The 15,846-nt window shown below is 74.6% G+C and carries 16 protein-coding genes; 12 read left to right on the top strand and 4 right to left on the bottom strand.

Features of this window, described 5'->3' with window-relative positions; genetic code table 11:
• Nucleotides 1-19 precede the first annotated feature (19 nt).
• Genes ACI6QG_RS12035 through ACI6QG_RS12045 form a run of 3 tightly spaced genes read left to right on the top strand, consistent with a single transcriptional unit; the run spans nucleotide 20 to nucleotide 2,955 of the window.
• Nucleotides 20-1,090: a C4-dicarboxylate TRAP transporter substrate-binding protein gene (locus tag ACI6QG_RS12035; protein WP_407024806.1), complete on the top strand. Its 1,071-nt coding sequence runs from the start codon at nucleotides 20-22 to the stop codon at nucleotides 1,088-1,090.
• Nucleotides 1,091-1,093: 3 nt separating this feature from the next.
• The gene (locus tag ACI6QG_RS12040; RefSeq protein ID WP_407024807.1) at nucleotides 1,094-1,639 is read left to right on the top strand and encodes a TRAP transporter small permease subunit; all 546 of its coding nucleotides are present in this window, start codon (nucleotides 1,094-1,096) and stop codon (nucleotides 1,637-1,639) included.
• Nucleotides 1,639-2,955 carry a TRAP transporter large permease gene (locus ACI6QG_RS12045; protein ID WP_407024808.1) on the top strand — a complete coding sequence of 439 codons (1,317 nt, stop codon included), beginning with the start codon at nucleotides 1,639-1,641 and terminating at the stop codon, nucleotides 2,953-2,955. Before ACI6QG_RS12040 ends, ACI6QG_RS12045 begins: the two co-directional genes overlap by 1 nt.
• Before the next feature lie 167 nt (nucleotides 2,956-3,122).
• Here the strand turns inward: ACI6QG_RS12045 and cobT are convergent, their stop codons facing one another.
• The 3 genes from cobT to ACI6QG_RS12060 are packed head-to-tail and all read right to left on the bottom strand — an operon-like array spanning nucleotide 3,123 to nucleotide 6,642.
• Entirely contained in the window at nucleotides 3,123-4,988 is a 1,866-nt protein-coding gene (gene cobT, locus ACI6QG_RS12050; protein ID WP_407024809.1) for a cobaltochelatase subunit CobT, read from the bottom strand.
• Between the two features lie 4 nt (nucleotides 4,989-4,992).
• Entirely contained in the window at nucleotides 4,993-6,000 is a 1,008-nt protein-coding gene (cobS, locus tag ACI6QG_RS12055) for a cobaltochelatase subunit CobS (RefSeq protein WP_407024810.1), read from the bottom strand.
• A gap of 60 nt (nucleotides 6,001-6,060) precedes the next feature.
• Nucleotides 6,061-6,642, bottom strand: a complete 582-nt coding sequence (locus tag ACI6QG_RS12060; protein WP_407024811.1) for a J domain-containing protein — start codon at nucleotides 6,640-6,642, stop codon at nucleotides 6,061-6,063.
• Nucleotides 6,643-6,706: 64 nt separating this feature from the next.
• Here ACI6QG_RS12060 and ACI6QG_RS12065 point away from each other — a divergent pair, with 64 nt between their 5' ends.
• Nucleotides 6,707-6,982: a BolA family protein gene (locus tag ACI6QG_RS12065; RefSeq protein ID WP_407024812.1), complete on the top strand. Its 276-nt coding sequence runs from the start codon at nucleotides 6,707-6,709 to the stop codon at nucleotides 6,980-6,982.
• On the opposite strand, the gene ACI6QG_RS12070 is transcribed toward ACI6QG_RS12065, so the two are convergent.
• A complete protein-coding gene (locus ACI6QG_RS12070; protein ID WP_407024813.1) occupies nucleotides 6,975-7,556 on the bottom strand; it encodes a DUF2889 domain-containing protein in 582 nt (193 codons plus the stop codon). The genes ACI6QG_RS12065 and ACI6QG_RS12070 overlap by 8 nt on opposite strands.
• A 67-nt stretch (nucleotides 7,557-7,623) precedes the next feature.
• Here ACI6QG_RS12070 and secB point away from each other — a divergent pair, with 67 nt between their 5' ends.
• The 8 genes from secB to ACI6QG_RS12110 all read left to right on the top strand — a co-directional run.
• Entirely contained in the window at nucleotides 7,624-8,109 is a 486-nt protein-coding gene (secB, locus tag ACI6QG_RS12075; RefSeq protein WP_407024814.1) for a protein-export chaperone SecB, read from the top strand.
• Between the two features lie 86 nt (nucleotides 8,110-8,195).
• Entirely contained in the window at nucleotides 8,196-9,341 is a 1,146-nt protein-coding gene (locus tag ACI6QG_RS12080) for a DegT/DnrJ/EryC1/StrS family aminotransferase (RefSeq protein WP_407024815.1), read from the top strand.
• On the top strand, nucleotides 9,338-10,549 hold the full coding sequence (locus tag ACI6QG_RS12085; RefSeq protein ID WP_407024816.1) for a glycosyltransferase family 4 protein: 1,212 nt from the start codon (nucleotides 9,338-9,340) through the stop codon (nucleotides 10,547-10,549). Before ACI6QG_RS12080 ends, ACI6QG_RS12085 begins: the two co-directional genes overlap by 4 nt.
• Nucleotides 10,546-11,673, top strand: coding sequence for a glycosyltransferase (locus ACI6QG_RS12090; protein ID WP_407024817.1), 1,128 nt, complete (start codon nucleotides 10,546-10,548; stop codon nucleotides 11,671-11,673). Before ACI6QG_RS12085 ends, ACI6QG_RS12090 begins: the two co-directional genes overlap by 4 nt.
• 7 nt (nucleotides 11,674-11,680) lie before the next feature.
• Nucleotides 11,681-13,600 (top strand): polysaccharide biosynthesis protein, encoded by a 1,920-nt coding sequence (locus ACI6QG_RS12095; RefSeq protein WP_407024818.1) that lies wholly within the window; start codon nucleotides 11,681-11,683, stop codon nucleotides 13,598-13,600.
• A 67-nt stretch (nucleotides 13,601-13,667) separates the two neighbouring features.
• Nucleotides 13,668-14,807 carry a DegT/DnrJ/EryC1/StrS family aminotransferase gene (locus ACI6QG_RS12100; RefSeq protein WP_407024819.1) on the top strand — a complete coding sequence of 380 codons (1,140 nt, stop codon included), beginning with the start codon at nucleotides 13,668-13,670 and terminating at the stop codon, nucleotides 14,805-14,807.
• A gap of 46 nt (nucleotides 14,808-14,853) precedes the next feature.
• Nucleotides 14,854-15,537, top strand: a complete 684-nt coding sequence (locus tag ACI6QG_RS12105; protein ID WP_407024820.1) for a DUF1194 domain-containing protein — start codon at nucleotides 14,854-14,856, stop codon at nucleotides 15,535-15,537.
• Nucleotides 15,538-15,580: 43 nt separating this feature from the next.
• A partial coding sequence (locus ACI6QG_RS12110; protein ID WP_407024821.1) for a hypothetical protein occupies nucleotides 15,581-15,846 on the top strand: 266 nt, incomplete at its 3' end.

A 15,846-nucleotide genomic window follows, 5' to 3' on the forward strand; every position in this document is an offset into this window, starting at 1 on the left:
CAAAGGGAGGACCCGAGACATGACCACCCATCGCCGCAGCCTGCTGCTGGGCGCCTCGTCGCTGCCCCTCGTCGCCTACCATGCCAAGGCGCAGTCCGCGCTGAACCTCACCATCGCCAGCAGCCACCCGGTGGCCAACTTCTGGGTGGCGATGATGAAGAACGTGTTCCAGCCGGAGGTGGACAAGCACCTGCGCGACAACGGCAACACGCATCGCATCAACTGGCGCGAGGCCTATGGCGGCACGCTGTATCGCTTCCAGGACACGATGGAGGCGGTGCGCGACAACATCACCGACATCGGCTACGTGGGCACGCTCTGGGAGGGCAGCACCATGCCGCTCCAGAACGTCACCTACTTCACGCCCTTCGCCACCGGCGACCACGGGCTGATCGCCAACATCTTCGACCGCCTGAACGAGACCCAGCCCGCCATCCGGCAGAACTGGAACTCGCTCAACATGGTGCCGCTGAGCTCCTACATCACCGACACCTACCACATCTGGTCCAACTTCCCCGTCCGCACGCTGGATGACCTGCGCAACCGCAAGATCTCCGCGCCCGGCACCTCGGCCAACTGGCTGCAGGGCACGGGGGCGACGCCGGTGGATGGCGCGCTGACCACCTACTACACCGACATCCAGACCGGCGTGTCCGAGGGCGCGCTGAGCTTCTTCGTCGGCATCCTGCCCACCCGCGTGCACGAGGTCGCGCGCTTCATCACCAAGTGCGACGTCGGCGCGATGTACGTGGGCGGCATCGCCGCCAACCGCCAGCGCTTCGAGCGCTGGCCGGAGAACATCCGCCGCGCCATGGTGGCCGCCGGCAAGGCGGCGACGGCCGCGCACATCCGCGACGTCAGCGACCGCATCAGCAGCGCCGAGGCCGAGATGGTGCGCCAGGGCGCCCAGGTCTCCACCCTGCCGGCCGCCGAGCGCGAGCGCTGGATCCGCGGCCTGCCCAACCTGGCGCGCACCTGGGCCGACAGCTCCGGCCCGGCGGCGCGCGACGTGCTGGCCGCCTACTTCGCCGGCATCCGCGAGGCCGGCGGCCGCCCGGGCCGCGACTGGGACCGCGAGTTGACCGCCTGACCGATGGCCGATGACGTCAACATGGCGGCGCTGGAAGTCACCGCGCCGCCGCAACCCTTCGACCCCGTCCGCCTGGCGCTCGACGCGCTGGCGGCGATCGGCACCATCTGGACCTTCGCCCTGATGCTGCTGATCTGCGCCGACGTCATCGGCCGGTCCTTCCTCAACGCGCCCATCACCGGCGTGGCGGAAATCGCCGCGCATTCGGTGGTGGGCATCGTCTTCCTGCAGATCGGCGCCACCATCCACGGCAGGCGGATGACGCGCGCCGACTTCCTGATCGAGCGCATCCACCGCGCCGCCCCCGCCCTGGGCCGCGGGCTGGAGGTGGCCTTCTGCCTGGCCGGCGCCGCGGTCATGGCCTTCGTCGCGCAATCGGCCTGGCCTGGCATGTGGAACAGCATGGCCCTGCGCGAGTTCTTCGGCGTGCAGGGCCTGTTCACCGTGCCCACCTGGCCCTTCCGCGCGCTGATCGTGCTGGGCGGCGTGGCCGGCGCCATCGCCTTCCTGGTGGTGGCCTGGGCCGAGCTGCGCGGGAGGCGCGCCTGATGGACGACGTCTCCCTGGGCTTCGCGCTGATCGGCGCGATGGTGGCGCTGATCGTCATCGGCCTGCCCATCGGCATCTCGCTGATCTCCACCGGCGCGGCCGGCGTCTGGCTGATCCGCGACAACCCGGACCTGGCCTTCCGCTTCACCGCCCTGGCCACCTATTCCGGCATCCAGGACTACATCTTCGCCACCATCCCGCTCTTCGTGCTGATGGGGCTGCTGGTCAGCGTCTCCAATGTCGGGCGCGACACCTTCGAGGTGGCGGCGGCGCTGCTGGCGCGGCTGCGCGGGGGGCTGGGCATCGCCACGGTGGGGGCCAACGCGGTCTTCGCCGCCGTCACCGGCGTGTCCATCGCCTCGGCGGCGGTGTTCACCAAGGTCGCGGTGCCGGAGATGGTGCGCCACGGCTACTCCATGCGCTTCGCCGCCGGCACGGTGGCGGGCTCCTCCATCCTGGGCATGCTCATCCCGCCCTCGCTGCTGATGATCGTCTATGGCGTGCTGGCGGAGGTTTCCATCGGCGCCATGTTCATCGCCGGCGTCATCCCCGGCCTCATCATCGCGCTGGGCTTCGCGGGCATGATCTGGGGCTACGCCACCTTCGCGCCCGGCCGCATCATGCAGGGCGGCCCGCCCCCCGCGGCGAGCGAGCGCCCGCTGACCGGGGGCGAGATGGCGGCCAAGTCGGTGCCCATCCTGGTGCTGGTCGCGCTCATCCTCGGCGGGCTCTACACCGGCTTATTCACGCCGACCGAGGCCGGGGCGGTGGGCGCGGCCGGCGCGCTGGCGATCGCGCTGGCGCGGCGGCAGCTGGGCTGGCGCAAGCTGTGGCGCGTGCTGAAGGAGACGGGGCTGGTCTCGGCCTCCATCCTGTTCCTGCTGGTGGCCGCCGGGCTGTATTCGCGCATGCTGTCCATGGCCGGCGTCCCGCAGGCCATCGGCAACGCGGTGGAGCACCTGGGCCTGGGGCCCTACGGCTTCCTGCTGTGCTTCGTCCTCATCGTGCTGCTGATGGGCATGATCCTCGACAGCACCTCCATCCTGCTGATCATGGTGCCGATCGGCGCGCCCATCGCCACCGCGATGGGCTTCGACCTCATCCACTTCGGCATCGTCACCATCATCGCGGTCGAGATGGGGCTGCTGACGCCGCCCTTCGGCATCAGCGTCTTCACCGTGAAGGCGACGCTGGGGGACCCGCGCGTGGGCATCGAGACCATCTTCGCCGGCGCGCTGCCCTTCATCGCGGTGATGGGGGCGGCGCTGGTGGCGATCGCGCTGGTGCCCTGGCTGTCCACCGCGCTGGTGAGGTGAGGGGCGCTTCCGAAGGCGGCGAGGCGTGGCGCCGCGCCGCCCTGCCCGGTCAGATGATGGCCGGGGCGCGTCCGGCGGCGGCGCGGTGCGTCGTGCCGGAGGCGCGCAGTACGTGGTGCCGGAGGCGCGCGGGACGGCGAGGCGTGGCGCCGCGCTGCCCTCCTCGGTCAGATGATGGCCGGGGCGCGTTCGGCGGCGGCGCGGTGCCACGCCTCGGCGGCGTCCTCGTCGAACAGCTCGGCCAGCTTCTTCATCATGGTGCCGCCCAGTTCCTCGGCGTCCACGATGGTGACGGCGCGGCGGTAGTAGCGCGTCACGTCGTGGCCGATGCCGATGGCGATCAGCTCCACCGCCCCGCGCCCCTCGATCTCCTTGATCTGCTCGCGCAGGTGGCGCTCCAGGTAGTTGCCGGGGTTCACGGACAGCGTCGAATCATCCACCGGCGCGCCGTCGCTGATCACCATCAGGATGCGGCGATGCTCGGTGCGGGCCAGCAGGCGCTTGTAGGCCCAGGCCAGCGCCTCGCCGTCGATGTTCTCCTTCAGCAGCCCCTCGCGCAGCATCAGCCCCATGGCGCGGCGCGAGCGCCGCCACGGCGCGTCGGCCGCCTTGTAGATGATGTGGCGCAGGTCGTTCAGCCGGCCCGGGTTGCGCGGCTTGCCCTCCTGCACCCAGCGCTCGCGCGACTGTCCGCCCTTCCAGGCGCGGGTGGTGAAGCCCAGGATCTCGGTCTTCACCGCGCAGCGCTCCAGCGTGCGCGCCAGGATGTCGGCGCACATCGCCGCCACGGTGATCGGCCGGCCACGCATGGAACCGCTGTTGTCGATCAGCAGCGTCACCACCGTGTCGCGGAAATCGGCGTCGCGCTCGCGCTTGTAGGATAGCGCGTACATCGGGTTGGTGACGACGCGAGTGAGCCGCGCCACGTCCAGCAGCCCTTCCTCCAGGTCGAACTCCCAGGCGCGCTGCTGCTGCGCCATCAGCCGGCGTTGCAAGCGGTTGGCCAGCTTGGAGACGACGCCCTGCAGGTGCTGCAGCTGCTGGTCCAGCTGCTGGCGCAGCCGGGTCAGCTCGTCGGGGTCGCACAGGTCCTCGGCCTCGACGATCTCGTCGAACTGGGAGACGAAGGCGCGGTAGCGCGAGGAATCGTCCGTCTGCGGCACCTCCTTGCGGGCCTGGGGGCCGCCGGGCTTCTCGTCGCCCTCGGCGGCCGTGCCGTCCTCCTCGCTGTCCTGGGCCTCCTCGTCGGCGGCCTCGCCCTCCATGGTCTCGGGCTCGGCGCCCTGCATGGATTCCTGGTCCTGGCTCTGCGCCTCGCCGGCGCTGGCCTGCTGCTCCTGCGCCTGCTCCTCGCCGCCCTCGTCGCCTTCCTCGTCCTGGTCGGCCTCGCTCTCCACCTCGGCCTCGGCGAGGTCCAGCGCGGTGAGCAGGCGGCGGGCGGCGCGGGCGAAGGCGTCCTGGTCGTCGGTGGCGCCTGCCAGCTCGGCCATCGCGGCCTCGGCGTTGGCGTCCAGCGAGCCGCGCCACATCTCCAGCACGCGCTGCGCGGCCGGCGGCGGCGCCTCGCCCGAGATGCGCTCGCGCGCCATCAGGGCCAGCGCCGCGTGCAGCGGCAGCTGGTCCTTGCGCGTCATGCGGTCGTAGCCCTCGCTTTCCGCTTCCTCGGCCAGGCGCGCGCGCAGGTTGGCGGCGACGCCCTCCATGTGGCGGCTGCCGACCGACTGCACGCGCACATCCTCCAGCGCGTCGAACACCTCGCGCGCCTCGCGGCGGGCGGGGGCGCGGGCGGCGTGGGTGGCCTCGTCATGCAGGCGCAGCTTCAGCGCCACGGCGTCGGCGGCGCCGCGCAGCTTGGCCATTTCGGCCGGGGGCAGGGCGCGGGTGGGCAGGGGCAGGCGCGCGCGCTTGCCGGCCACGCCGGGCGGGCCGGGCTGGAAGGCCACCTGCACCTCCGGCACCTGCGCGATGGCGCGGATGGCGCCGGCGGTGGCGCGCTTGAACTCCTCTTGCCGCGTCAGGTCGGGCTTGGTCACGCGCTCACCCCGCCTTCTTGTACAGCCCCGTCTCGACCTCCTGGTTGAAGCAGCGCTGGTAGTACTCGGCCACCGTGGCGCGCTCCGCCTCGTCGCACTTGTTCAGGAAGGTCAGCCGGAAGGCGAAGCCGACATCGCCGAAGATGCGCGCGTTGTCCGCCCAGGTGATGACGGTGCGCGGCGACATGACGGTGCTGATGTCGCCGGCGATGAAGCCGGCGCGCGTCAGGTCGGCCAGGGCCACCATCGCCTCCACCTGCTTCCTCATCGCCTTGTCGCCCGGGTTCGCGCCCATCTTGGCCAGCACGATGTCCGTCTCCTGCGCGTGCGGCAGGTAGTTCAGCGTGCAGACGATGTTCCAGCGGTCCATCTGGCCCTGGTTGATCTGCTGCGTGCCGTGGTACAGCCCCGTGGTGTCGCCCAGGCCCACCGTGTTGGCGGTGGCGAACAGGCGGAACATCGGGTGCGGGCGGATCACCTTGTTCTGGTCCAGCAGGGTCAGCTTGCCCTCGACCTCCAGCACGCGCTGGATCACGAACATCACGTCCGGGCGCCCCGCGTCGTATTCGTCGAACACCAGCGCGCAGGGATGCTGGAGCGCCCAGGGCAGGATGCCCTCGCGGAACTCCGTCACCTGCTTGCCGTCCTTCAGGACGATGGCGTCCTTGCCGATCAGGTCGATGCGGCTGATGTGGCTGTCGAGGTTGACGCGGATGCAGGGCCAGTTGAGCCGCGCCGCCACCTGCTCGATGTGGGTGCTCTTGCCGGTGCCGTGGTAGCCCTGGACCATGACGCGGCGGTTGTGCGCGAAGCCGGCGAGGATGGCCAGCGTGGTGTCGCGGTCGAAGCGGTAGGTGGGGTCCAGCTCCGGCACGTGCTCAGTGCGCACGGAATAGGCCGGCACCTGCATGTCCACGTCCAAGCCGAAGGCCGTGCGCGCGTCCACCGTGGTGTCGGGCATGGAAATGGCCGCGGTGGGCTGGATCTCGGCCGTCTTCGCCATGGTGTTCATCTCAAGGAAGGTCCGCTTCGCTCTGTTGCGCCCAAGATTAGGGCAGGGGACGGGGATGCGCTACCCGGCGGCGGGCGCGCGCGCCGCGCCCTCGCCCAGCCGGGCACGCAGCAGGGCGTAGGCGCGCGCGATGTCCTTGAAGCGCTCCTCGGCCCGCTTGTCGCCCCGGTTGGCGTCCGGGTGGTGGCGCTTGGCCAGCTCCTTGTAGCGCGCCTTCAGCGCCTCGGGCGCCAGGGGCCAGGGCAGCTCCAGCACGCCCAGGGCGGCGCGCAGCTCGGGCGGGGCCTCGGCGGGGCGGAGGGCGGCCGGGCGGCGCGGCGCGGCGTCGCGCAGCAGGCCGAAGGGGTCGCCCAGCGCGTCCAGCTCCACCGTACGGCCCAGCCGGCCCAGCGGCCAGGTGGGGCGCTGCCAGCCGGTGTCGTGGCGGATGCCGGCCTCGATCTCGCTGGCCGGCATGCCCTTGTAGAAGTCCCAGCCGGCGTTGAAGGCGCGCACGTGCTCCAGGCAGAACCAGTGGTAGTCGCGCAGGGAGCGGTCCTTGGGCGCGCGGAACTCGCCGCCCTCGGCGCAGCCCGGGTGGTCGCAGCCCTTGGGGGGAAGCTTCGGGTCGCGCTGGGGCTGGAAGCTGCTCCTTCGGGCCATCGGGACGATATGGCCAAGCCCGGGGGGCTTGGCAACGCGCCCCGCCATGCGGAATCTGCGCCCCATGCCCAACCGCGCCGACCGCATCCACGCCACCCTGCAGGCCCGCTTTGCCCCCCGGCGGCTGGAGGTGGTGGACGACAGCCACCGCCACGCCGGCCATGCCGGCGCCCGGCCGGAGGGCGAGACGCATTACGGCGTGGTGCTGATCAGCCCCGCCTTCTCGGGGATGAGCCGCGTCGCGCGCTCGCGCGCCGTGCACGAGGCGCTGGCGGAGGAGTTCGCCGGCGGCATGCACGCGCTGGCGCTGACGCTGCGCGCGCCGGAGGAGGTCAGCTAGCGGCGTCGGGCTTCTCGGCCCATTCGGGCCACTTGCGCGCCACCACCGGCCCGGCGGGGTCGTAGGCGTGGCAGGTGCCCAGCAGGGCGGGGCGCTGGCGCGGCGCCCCCGCGGCCTCGGCGCCGCGCTGCTCCTGCTGGCGCCGGAAGCGGATGGGCCACAGGGTCTGGAAGGCCACGGTGGCCATCTGCGCCAGCACCTCGCGCAGGTGGGTGCAGCCGCGGGTGCCGCCCACCACCTCGTTCACCGCGCGGTTGAAGCCCGGCCCGATGCTCAGGCCCGCCAGCCTGGCGAAGTTGGGCGTCGCCCCCGCGCAGGTCTCGAAGGGCGAGAAGTCGGTGACGGCCTCGCAGGCGGTGATGACCAGTTCCTGGTTCACCGTCAGGCGCACCCACATGCCGTGCAGCGGCTCGCCCGGCTGCACCTGGCCGCGCCAGTCGGAGGGGAAGCCGTAGGTCTTGGTGTCCACCAGGTGCGCCTCGATGTCCACCAGCCCGTCCTCGCGCAGGAAGCCGCGCAGGGCGATGTCGCGCAGGTGGTGCAGCGCTCGGGGGGCGGGCGGAGAAAGGGGCATGCCGGCAAGGTAGGGAGGGCGAGGCCGGGGATGGAAGCCCCCGGCCATGCGTGGTAGGCGGGCCGCCATGTCCGACGCGATCAACCTTCCCCCCCAGGCCGCCGGCCAGCCGGCGCCCCTGCCCCTGGTGCTGAACATCCAGTTCACCAAGGACCTGTCCTTCGAGGTGCCGGGCGCGCCGGGCATCTTCGCCACCCTGCGGGAGCAACCGCGCATCGACCTCGCGCTCGACGTGCAGGCCCGCCCGGTGCAGGAGGGCGAGAACGTGTTCGAGGTGTCCCTCATCATCCGCGCCGACGCCAAGGCCGGGCAGGACACGCAGTGCTTCATCGCCGAGCTGACCTATTGCGGCATCTTCACGGTGAACGTCCCGCAGGAGCACGTGGAGCCTGTGCTGCTGGTGGAATGCCCGCGCCTGCTGTTCCCCTTCGCCCGCAACATCCTGGCCGACGTGACGCGCGAGGGCGGCTTCCCGCCGGTGCTGCTCAACCCCATCGACTTCGTCCAGTTGTGGCAGAGCCGCCGTCAGCAACCGGCCTCCGGAACCGCCTGAGGTTGAGCGCAAGAAATCCATGCACGCAGGAATTGCGTTAACCATTCGGTAAACTATAGTGCGGGTGTCAGCCACTGGTGCCACCCATGCAGATCGCCGCCCCGGCCGCCATCCTGCCGTTCCGCCGCCCCGGCCGTCCGCCGGGCCCGATCCTGCTTTCGCCCCCGGAGCTGACGGGGGCGGAGGGGGCGGAGTTCCAGGCCCTGCTGGACAGCGGCTGGCTGGCGCCGGCCGGCCCGACGCTGGAGCGCTTCGAGGCCGCGGTGGGCGCCGCCGCCGGCTTCGGGCACGTGCTGGCCACCGCCTCGGCCACCGCCGCGCTGTCGCTCGCCTTCCGCGTGCTGGGCGTGGCGCCGGGGGACGAGGTCTGGGCGCCCACCCTCACCTTCGTCGCCACCATCGCGCCGGCGGTGCAGCTGGGCGCCACCCCGCGCTTCCTGGACGTGGACCCGGCGCACTGGACCCTGGACCCCGGCCTGCTGGACGCCGAGCTGGCCGCCGCCGCCCGCCGCGGGCGGCTGCCGCGCTGCGTCGTCTCCGTGGACCTCTACGGCCAGCCGGCCGACATCCCCGCCCTGCGCCGCGCCTGCGACCGCTGGGGGGTGCCGCTGGTGTCCGACAGCGCCTGCGCCCTGGGCGCCGCCCAGCACGGCGGGCCGGCCGGGCAGGGCGCCACGCTGGCGGTGCTCAGCTTCAACGGCAACAAGATCGTCACCGCCGGCGGCGGCGGCGCCCTGCTGTCGGCGGACGCCGCCCTGGTCGCCCGCGCGCGGCACCTGGCCACCCAGGCGCGCGAGAAGGCGGCGCATTACGAGCACCTGGAGCTCGGCTCCAACCTGGCGATGAGCGCGGTGCTGGCGGCGGTGGGGCTGGCGCAGCTGCCAGCGCTGGAGGCGCGCGTCGCCGCCCGCCGCGCCTTGCATGCCCGCTACCGGCGCGCCCTGCCGGGCTTCGGCTGGCAGGAGGAGCCCGCCTGGGCGCGCTCCTCGCGCTGGCTGTCCGTGCTGCTGGCGGAGGACCGGGAGCGGCTGCGCCTGGCCCTGGCGGCGGCGGGCATCGAGAGCCGGCCGGCCTGGAAGCCCATGCACCTGCAGCCGGCCTTCCGCGGCGCGCCCTGCGCCGGCGGGGCGGTGGCGACGGAGGTGTTCGCCCGCGGCCTGTGCCTGCCCTCCGGCGGCGCGATGACGGAGCGGGAGGTGGCGCGCGTGGTCGCCGCGATCGCTGCGGCATGAGCCGCATCCTCTACCTCCACCAGCACTTCTCCACGCCCGAGGGCGCCACGGCGACCCGCGCCTTCGCCCAGGCGCGGGCGCTGGCGGCGGCGGGGCACCGCGTCACCCTGGCCTGCGGCGGCTATGCCGGCGCGCGCACCGGGCTGGACGGCCCGTTCCGGCACGGCAGGCGGGACGGGCGGGTGGCGAATTTCGAGGTGGTGGAGTTCGACATCCCCTATGACGGCGCCATGGGGCTGGCCGCGCGCAGCATCGCCTTCGCCCGCTTCGCCGCCCGCGCCACCCCGCTGGCGCGCGACGGCTGGGACCTGGTGGTGGCGTCCTCCACCCCGCTGACGGCGGTGGTGCCGGCGCTGCTCTCCCCCGCCCCCTTCCTGTTCGAGATGCGCGACCCCTGGCCCGAGCTGCCCGCCGCCCTGGGTCTGCGCGCCCGGCCGGTGCTGGCCGGGCTGGACTGCCTGGCCGACGCCGCCTGCCGCCGCGCCGCGGTGACGGTGGCGCTGAGCGACGGCATGGCGGAACTCGCCCGCCGCCGCGGCGCCCGCGACGTGGAGATGATCGGCCAGGGCTGCGACCTGGACCTGTTCGGCCCGCAGGTGGCGCCCTGGCGGCCGCCGGAGGCCGCGCCGGGCGAGCTGCTGGCCACCTATGCCGGCGCGCACGGGGTGGCCAACGGGCTGGACGCGCTGCTGGACGCCGCCGCACTGCTGCACGGCCGCGGCGAGCGCCGGATTCGCCTGGTGCTGGCCGGCGAGGGGCCGGAGCGCGCGCGGCTGATGGCCCGCGCCACCCCCAACGTCACCTTCCTGCCCGCCCTGCCCAAGCGCGAGCTGGCCGGGCTGCTGGCCGGCAGCCAGGCCGGGCTGCTCTGCCTGGCGCCGGTGCCCGAGTTCGCCGAATGGACGGCGCCCAACAAGCTGATGGACCTGCTGGCGGCCGGGCTGCCGGTGGTGTCCAACGTGCCCGGCGCGGCGGCGCGCCTGCTGGCCGAGGCCGGCTGCGGCGAGACCCTGCCGCCGGAGGACCCGGAGGCGCTGGCCGAGGTGCTGCAGCGCCTGGCGCAGCACCCGGTGCGCCGGGCGCTCCTGGGCGCGGCCGCGCGCAAGGCGGCGGTGCGCCGGCACGACCGCCGCCTGCTGACCGCGCGCTTCGTCGCCGCATGCGAGCGCGCGATGGCGCCCGAGGCGGGGGCGTGGGTGGCGGCGTGATCCTGCTGCTGTCGGCGGCGCACCCGCCGGACGACATGCGGGTGGTGCGCAAGGAAGGCGCCGCGCTGGCCGCCGCCGGCCTGGCGGTGCGCCACCTGTCGCCGCACGGCCCGGCGCCCGCCAGCCTGCACGGCGTGGCCATCGAGACCCTGCCCCCCGGCCTGTCGCGCCCGCGCCGCTGGTGGCCCCTGCTGCGCCGCGCCGTGGCGCTGCGCCCGTCCGCCATCCACGCCTCGGAGCCGGATGCGTGGGTGCTGGCGCTGCTGGCGGGCTGGCGCACCGGGGCGCGGGTGGTGCTGGACGTGCACGAGCACTACCCCTCGCGCCTGGATGCGCGGCTGCCGCCGGCGCTGCGGCCGCTGGCGCGGGCCGCGCTGCGCGGGGCCTGCGCCGCGCTGGGCCGGCTGGCCGACGCGGTGGTGCTGGCCAAGGAAGGGCTGGCGGCGGATTTCCCCGGGGCGCGCACCGTGCTGGCGCGCAACCACGCGCTGGTGCCGCCCGGGCTGGCGCCGCGCCGCCACGCGCCGGGCCCGCTGACGCTGCTGCATCTGGGCGCCATCGGCCGCGCGCGCGGCTGGCCGCCGCTGCTGGCGGCCCTGGCCCGGCTGCCGCCCACCACGCGCCTGCTGGTGATCGGCCGCTTCACCGACGGCAGCGAGGCCGCCTTCCACGCCGAGGCGGCGCGGCTGGGCCTGTCGGCGCGCATCGAGGTGGCGCCCTGGATGCCGGCGGAGGCCGCGCTGCGCCGCGCCGCGGCCGAGGCCGACGTGAACCTGGTGCTGTTCCAGCCCGGCGAGGAGAACCACCGCCTGGCGCTGCCGCACAAGCTGTTCGACGGCATGGCCGCCGGCCTGCCCGTGGTGGCGCCCGCCTTCGCCACCGGGGTGGCCGGCATCGTGCGCGCGGCCGGCTGCGGCGTGCTGACCGACCCCGCCGACCCCGCCGCCATCGCCGCCGCCGTCACCGGGCTGGCCGACCCCGCCCGCCGCGCCGCGCTGGGCGCCGCCGGGCGCCGCGCGGCGGAGGGCGAGTGGGGCTGGGCGGCGGAGGGCGCGCGGCTGGTGGCGCTGCACCGCAGCCTGTCCGGGCGGGAGGCTTCGACACCGGCCCTGGAGGCGGTATAGCCGCGCGATGGCGCGCACCGCCCCCACCCGCATCCTCCTCAACCTGTCGCTGGACGCGCTGCTGGCGGCGCTGGCCCTGCCGCTGGCGCTGTGGCTGGCCAGCCCGGGCGCCTGGCCGGACGTGCCGAACTGGTGGCGCGCCGCGCTGGGCCTCTCGGTGCTGGCGCTGGCGGCGCCGGCCTGGGCGCTGGGCCTGCCCAAGCAATACTGGCGCTATGCCGGGCTGGCGGACCTGCTGGCGCTGCTGGGCGCGGCGCTGGTGGCGGCGGGGCTGTTCTCCGTCGGGCTGCGCCTGCTGCAGATGTGGCTGCCGCCCAACCCGGCCTTCCCGGTGATCCACGCCCTGGTGCTGGGCGCGCTGCTTGCCCTGCCGCGGCTGACCGGACGCCTGCGCTCCCTGCGGCGCGGCGGCGAGGACGACCCGCTGGCCCAGCCGGTGCTGGTGGTGGGCGGGGTGGACCAGGCCGACCTGTTCATCCGCGCGCTGGAGCGCGAGCGCCGCCCGGCCTTGCGCGTGCAGGGCATCCTGGCCCGCCGCTCTCGCCAGGCGGGGCGCACCATCCAGGGCCACCCCATCCTGGGCACGGTGGAGGAGGCGGAGGCGGTGCTGGAGGGCCTGCGCGCCGAGGGCGCGCTGCCCGCCGCGCTGGTGCTGGCCTCGGCCGACATCTCCGGCCCGGCGCTGGAGGCGCTGATGGAGGCCGCCGACCGCCAGGGCGTGCCGGTGCGCCGCGCGCCCTCGCCCACCGCGCTGGGCCAGGCGGCGCGCGGCAACGAGGCGCCGCGCATGGAGCTGCGCCCCGTGGGCATCGAGGAGCTGCTGGACCGCCCGCAGGTGCCGCTGGACCGCGAGGGCATGGCCCGGCTGGTGCAGGGCCGGCGCGTGCTGGTGACCGGCGCGGGCGGCACCATCGGCGGCGAGCTGGCGCGGCAGGTGGCGGCGCTGGGCCCGGCGCAGCTGGTGCTGCTCGACCACGGCGAGTACGTCCTCTACGAGATCGGGCTGGAGCTGAGCGAGCGCCACCCGGCGCTGCCCCGCCGCTCCGTGCTGGCCGACGTGCGCGACGGCGCGCGCATGGCCCGCCTGATGGCCGAGCTGCGCCCCGAGCTGGTGTTCCACGCCGCCGCGCTGAAGCACGTGCCGATGGTGGAGGCCGACCCGCTGGAAGGCATCCTCACCAACACGGAGGGCACGCGCGTCGTGGCCGACGCGGCGCGCGCCGTGGGCTGCCGGCTGATGGTGCTCATCTCCACCGACAAGGCGGTGAACCCGACCTCCGTCATGGGCGCCTCCAAGCGCCTGGCCGAGATGTACTGCCAGGCGCTGGACGTGGCGGCGCGCGGCGGGGCGGGGATGCGCTGCGTCACCGTGCGCTTCGGCAACGTGCTGGGCTCCACCGGCTCCGTGGTGCCGCTGTTCCGCCGCCAGCTGGAGCGCGGCGGGCCGCTGACGGTGACGCACCCGGACATGCGCCGCTACTTCATGACGGTGCGCGAGGCGGTGGGGCTGGTGCTGCAGGCCGCCGTGGTGGGCGCCGACGACCGCCCCGACGCCCCGCCCGAGCTGCGCGAGGGCGGCATCTTCGTGCTGGACATGGGCCAGCCGGTGAAGATCGTGGACCTGGCGCGGCGCATGATCCGCCTGGCCGGGCTGCGGCCGGAGGAGGACATCGAGATCCGCTTCACCGGCCTGCGCCCCGGCGAGAAGCTGTTCGAGGAGCTGTTCCACGGCCAGGAGGCGCCGCGCCCCACCCGCTTCCCCGGCCTGCTGGTGGCCACCCCGCGGGTGGCCGACGCCGCCCTGGTGGCCCGCGCCCTGGACGAGATGGCCGCCGCCTGCCGCGCCGGCGGCCGCGACGCCGCCCTGGCCCAGCTGGGCCGGCTGGTGCCGGAGTTCGACCACCGCACCAACACCGGCGCGGCGTAACACCCCGATACCGCCCGTGACCCGCGCGGGGCTTGCGCGCCCGCCCGCCGGGCCGCAGGAAGCGCGCATGACGGACGCCCCGATCTCCCTCTTCGACATGGCCGCGCAGCAGGCGCTGGTCCGCGCGGACATGGACCGCCGCATCGCCGCCGTGCTGTCCTCCGGCCGATTCATCAATGGGCCCGAGGTGGCGGAGCTGGAGGGCCGGCTGGCCGCCTTCGCCGGCTGCGCGCACGCGGTGGGCGTCTCCTCCGGCACGGATGCGCTGCAGATCGCCATGATGGCCGAGGGGGTGGGGCGCGGCGACGCGGTGTTCCTGCCCGCCTTCACCTACACCGCCACCGCGGAGGTGCCGCTGGTGCTGGGCGCCACCCCGGTGTTCGTGGACGTGGACGCCGGGACCTTCAATCTGTCCATCCCCGACCTGGAGGCGCGCATCGCCGCGGTGAAGGCCGAAGGCCGGCTGCGCCCGCGCGCCGTGGTCGGGGTGGACCTGTTCGGCCTGCCCGCCGACTGGCCGGCCATCGAGGCCATCTGCGCGCGCGAGGGGATGTTCGCCCTGGACGACGCCGCCCAGGCCTTCGGCGCCGCGCTGGGCGGCAAGCGCCTGGGCCGCTGGGGCGGGGCGGCGGCGCTGAGCTTCTATCCCACCAAGACCCTGGGCGCCTACGGCGACGGCGGCGCCCTGCTGACCGACAGCGCCGAGCGCGCCGAGCTGTACCGCTCGCTGCGCACCCATGGCGAGGGCGGGCACCGCTACGAGGTGCTGCGCACCGGCATGAACGGCCGGCTGGACACCCTCCAGGCCGCCATCCTGCTGTGCAAGATGGACCTGTTCGACCAGGAGCTGCGCGACCGCGCGCGGGTGGCGGCGCTGTACCGCGCGCGGCTGGCCGGGCGGGTGGCGATGCAGCGGGTGGAGGCGGGGCAGGACAGCGCCTGGGGCCTGTTCACCCTGCGGCTGGAAGGGCCGGAGCAGCGCGCCCGCGTGCAGGACGCGCTGAAGGCGGCCGGCATCCCCAGCGCCATCTACTACCCCAAGCCGCTGCACCACCAGCCGGCCTACCGCGCCGCCCATGGCGAGGGCAGGGCGCCCTTGCCGGTGAGCGAGGCGCTGGCGCACCAGGTGCTGTCCCTGCCCATGCACCCCTACCTGACGGAGGCGCAGGTGCACCGGGTGTGCGACGCGGTGCTGGCCGCCGCCTGACGCTTTGCGCTTGCGCCGCCGGGGCGGGCGGCGCTTCCATGCGCGGATGCGCCGCCGCACCCTGCTCGCCGCCCCCGCCCTGCTCGCCGCGCCGGCCCGTGGGGCGGAGCCGGTGGACGTGCTGCTGGTGCTGGCGGTGGACGTCTCGCGCTCCATCGACGAGGACGAGGCCCGGCTGCAGCGCGAGGGCTACCGCAACGCGGTGAGCGACCCGCGCGTGGTGGAGGTGGTGCGCCGCGGCATGATCGGCGCCATCGGCCTGGCCTACGTGGAATGGGCCGGCTTCGAGTACCAGCGGCTGGTGCTGCCGTGGTCGCGCATCGCCACCCAGGCCGACGCCGACGCCTGGGCCTCGGCGCTGGCGGAGGCGCCGCGGGCCTCGCTCTCCTGGACCTCCATCTCCGGCGCGCTCGACTTCTCCCGCCGCGTCATGGAGCAGGCGCCCTTCGAGGGGACGCGCCGGGTGGTGGACGTCTCGGGCGACGGGGTGAACAATTCCGGCCGCCCGGTGACCCTGGCGCGGGACGAATGCGTGGCGGCCGGCATCACGGTGAACGGCCTGCCCATCATCAACGACCGCCCGACCTTCGGCCGCGCCCCGCCGGTGCCGCTGGACCAGTACTTCCAGGACAGCGTGATCGGCGGCCCCGGCGCCTTCATGATCGTGGCGGAGGATTTCGACGCCTTCGGCTCCGCCGTGCGCCGCAAGCTGATCCGCGAGATCGCCTGAGCCATCTTGCCCGGCCGGGGCCGGCGGGGGATGTTCCGCCGCGATGGACGACGCCGCGCTGCCTGCCCGCTGGGCCTACCGCCTGGTGCTGGGCCGCGAGCCGGAAGACGCCGCCGCCTTGCGCGCCTGGGCCGCCCTGCCGCCCGCCGCCGTGCCGGCCGCCATGCTGGACACGCTGGAGGCGCGCAACGGCGGCGGCCGCGCGCCGGCGCGCGGCGCCTGGGCCGGGGCGCCGGTCGCGCCGGAAGACCGCCGGGCGGTGGCGGCCCTGCTGGGCGAGGCGCCGGACGCCCCCACCGGCGCGGCGCT

It is taken from the genome of Sabulicella flocculans, from assembly GCF_045449635.1.
Classification (GTDB): domain Bacteria; phylum Pseudomonadota; class Alphaproteobacteria; order Acetobacterales; family Acetobacteraceae; genus Roseococcus.

Bases quoted from the DNA above. Each gene is read 5' to 3' on its own strand.
- ACI6QG_RS12045 (WP_407024808.1), top strand. From the start codon at position 1,639: ATGGACGACGTCTCCCTGGGCTTCGCGCTGATCGGCGCGATGGTGGCG.
- ACI6QG_RS12065 (WP_407024812.1), top strand. From the start codon at position 6,707: ATGCCCAACCGCGCCGACCGCATCCACGCCACCCTGCAGGCCCGCTTT.
- ACI6QG_RS12040 (WP_407024807.1), top strand. From the start codon at position 1,094: ATGGCCGATGACGTCAACATGGCGGCGCTGGAAGTCACCGCGCCGCCG.
- ACI6QG_RS12060 (WP_407024811.1), bottom strand. From the start codon at position 6,642: ATGGCCCGAAGGAGCAGCTTCCAGCCCCAGCGCGACCCGAAGCTTCCC.
- secB (WP_407024814.1), top strand. From the start codon at position 7,624: ATGTCCGACGCGATCAACCTTCCCCCCCAGGCCGCCGGCCAGCCGGCG.
- ACI6QG_RS12105 (WP_407024820.1), top strand. From the start codon at position 14,854: ATGCGCCGCCGCACCCTGCTCGCCGCCCCCGCCCTGCTCGCCGCGCCG.
- ACI6QG_RS12085 (WP_407024816.1), top strand. From the start codon at position 9,338: ATGAGCCGCATCCTCTACCTCCACCAGCACTTCTCCACGCCCGAGGGC.
- ACI6QG_RS12100 (WP_407024819.1), top strand. From the start codon at position 13,668: ATGACGGACGCCCCGATCTCCCTCTTCGACATGGCCGCGCAGCAGGCG.
- cobS (WP_407024810.1), bottom strand. From the start codon at position 6,000: ATGAACACCATGGCGAAGACGGCCGAGATCCAGCCCACCGCGGCCATT.
- ACI6QG_RS12035 (WP_407024806.1), top strand. From the start codon at position 20: ATGACCACCCATCGCCGCAGCCTGCTGCTGGGCGCCTCGTCGCTGCCC.
- ACI6QG_RS12080 (WP_407024815.1), top strand. From the start codon at position 8,196: ATGCAGATCGCCGCCCCGGCCGCCATCCTGCCGTTCCGCCGCCCCGGC.
- ACI6QG_RS12070 (WP_407024813.1), bottom strand. From the start codon at position 7,556: ATGCCCCTTTCTCCGCCCGCCCCCCGAGCGCTGCACCACCTGCGCGAC.
- ACI6QG_RS12095 (WP_407024818.1), top strand. From the start codon at position 11,681: ATGGCGCGCACCGCCCCCACCCGCATCCTCCTCAACCTGTCGCTGGAC.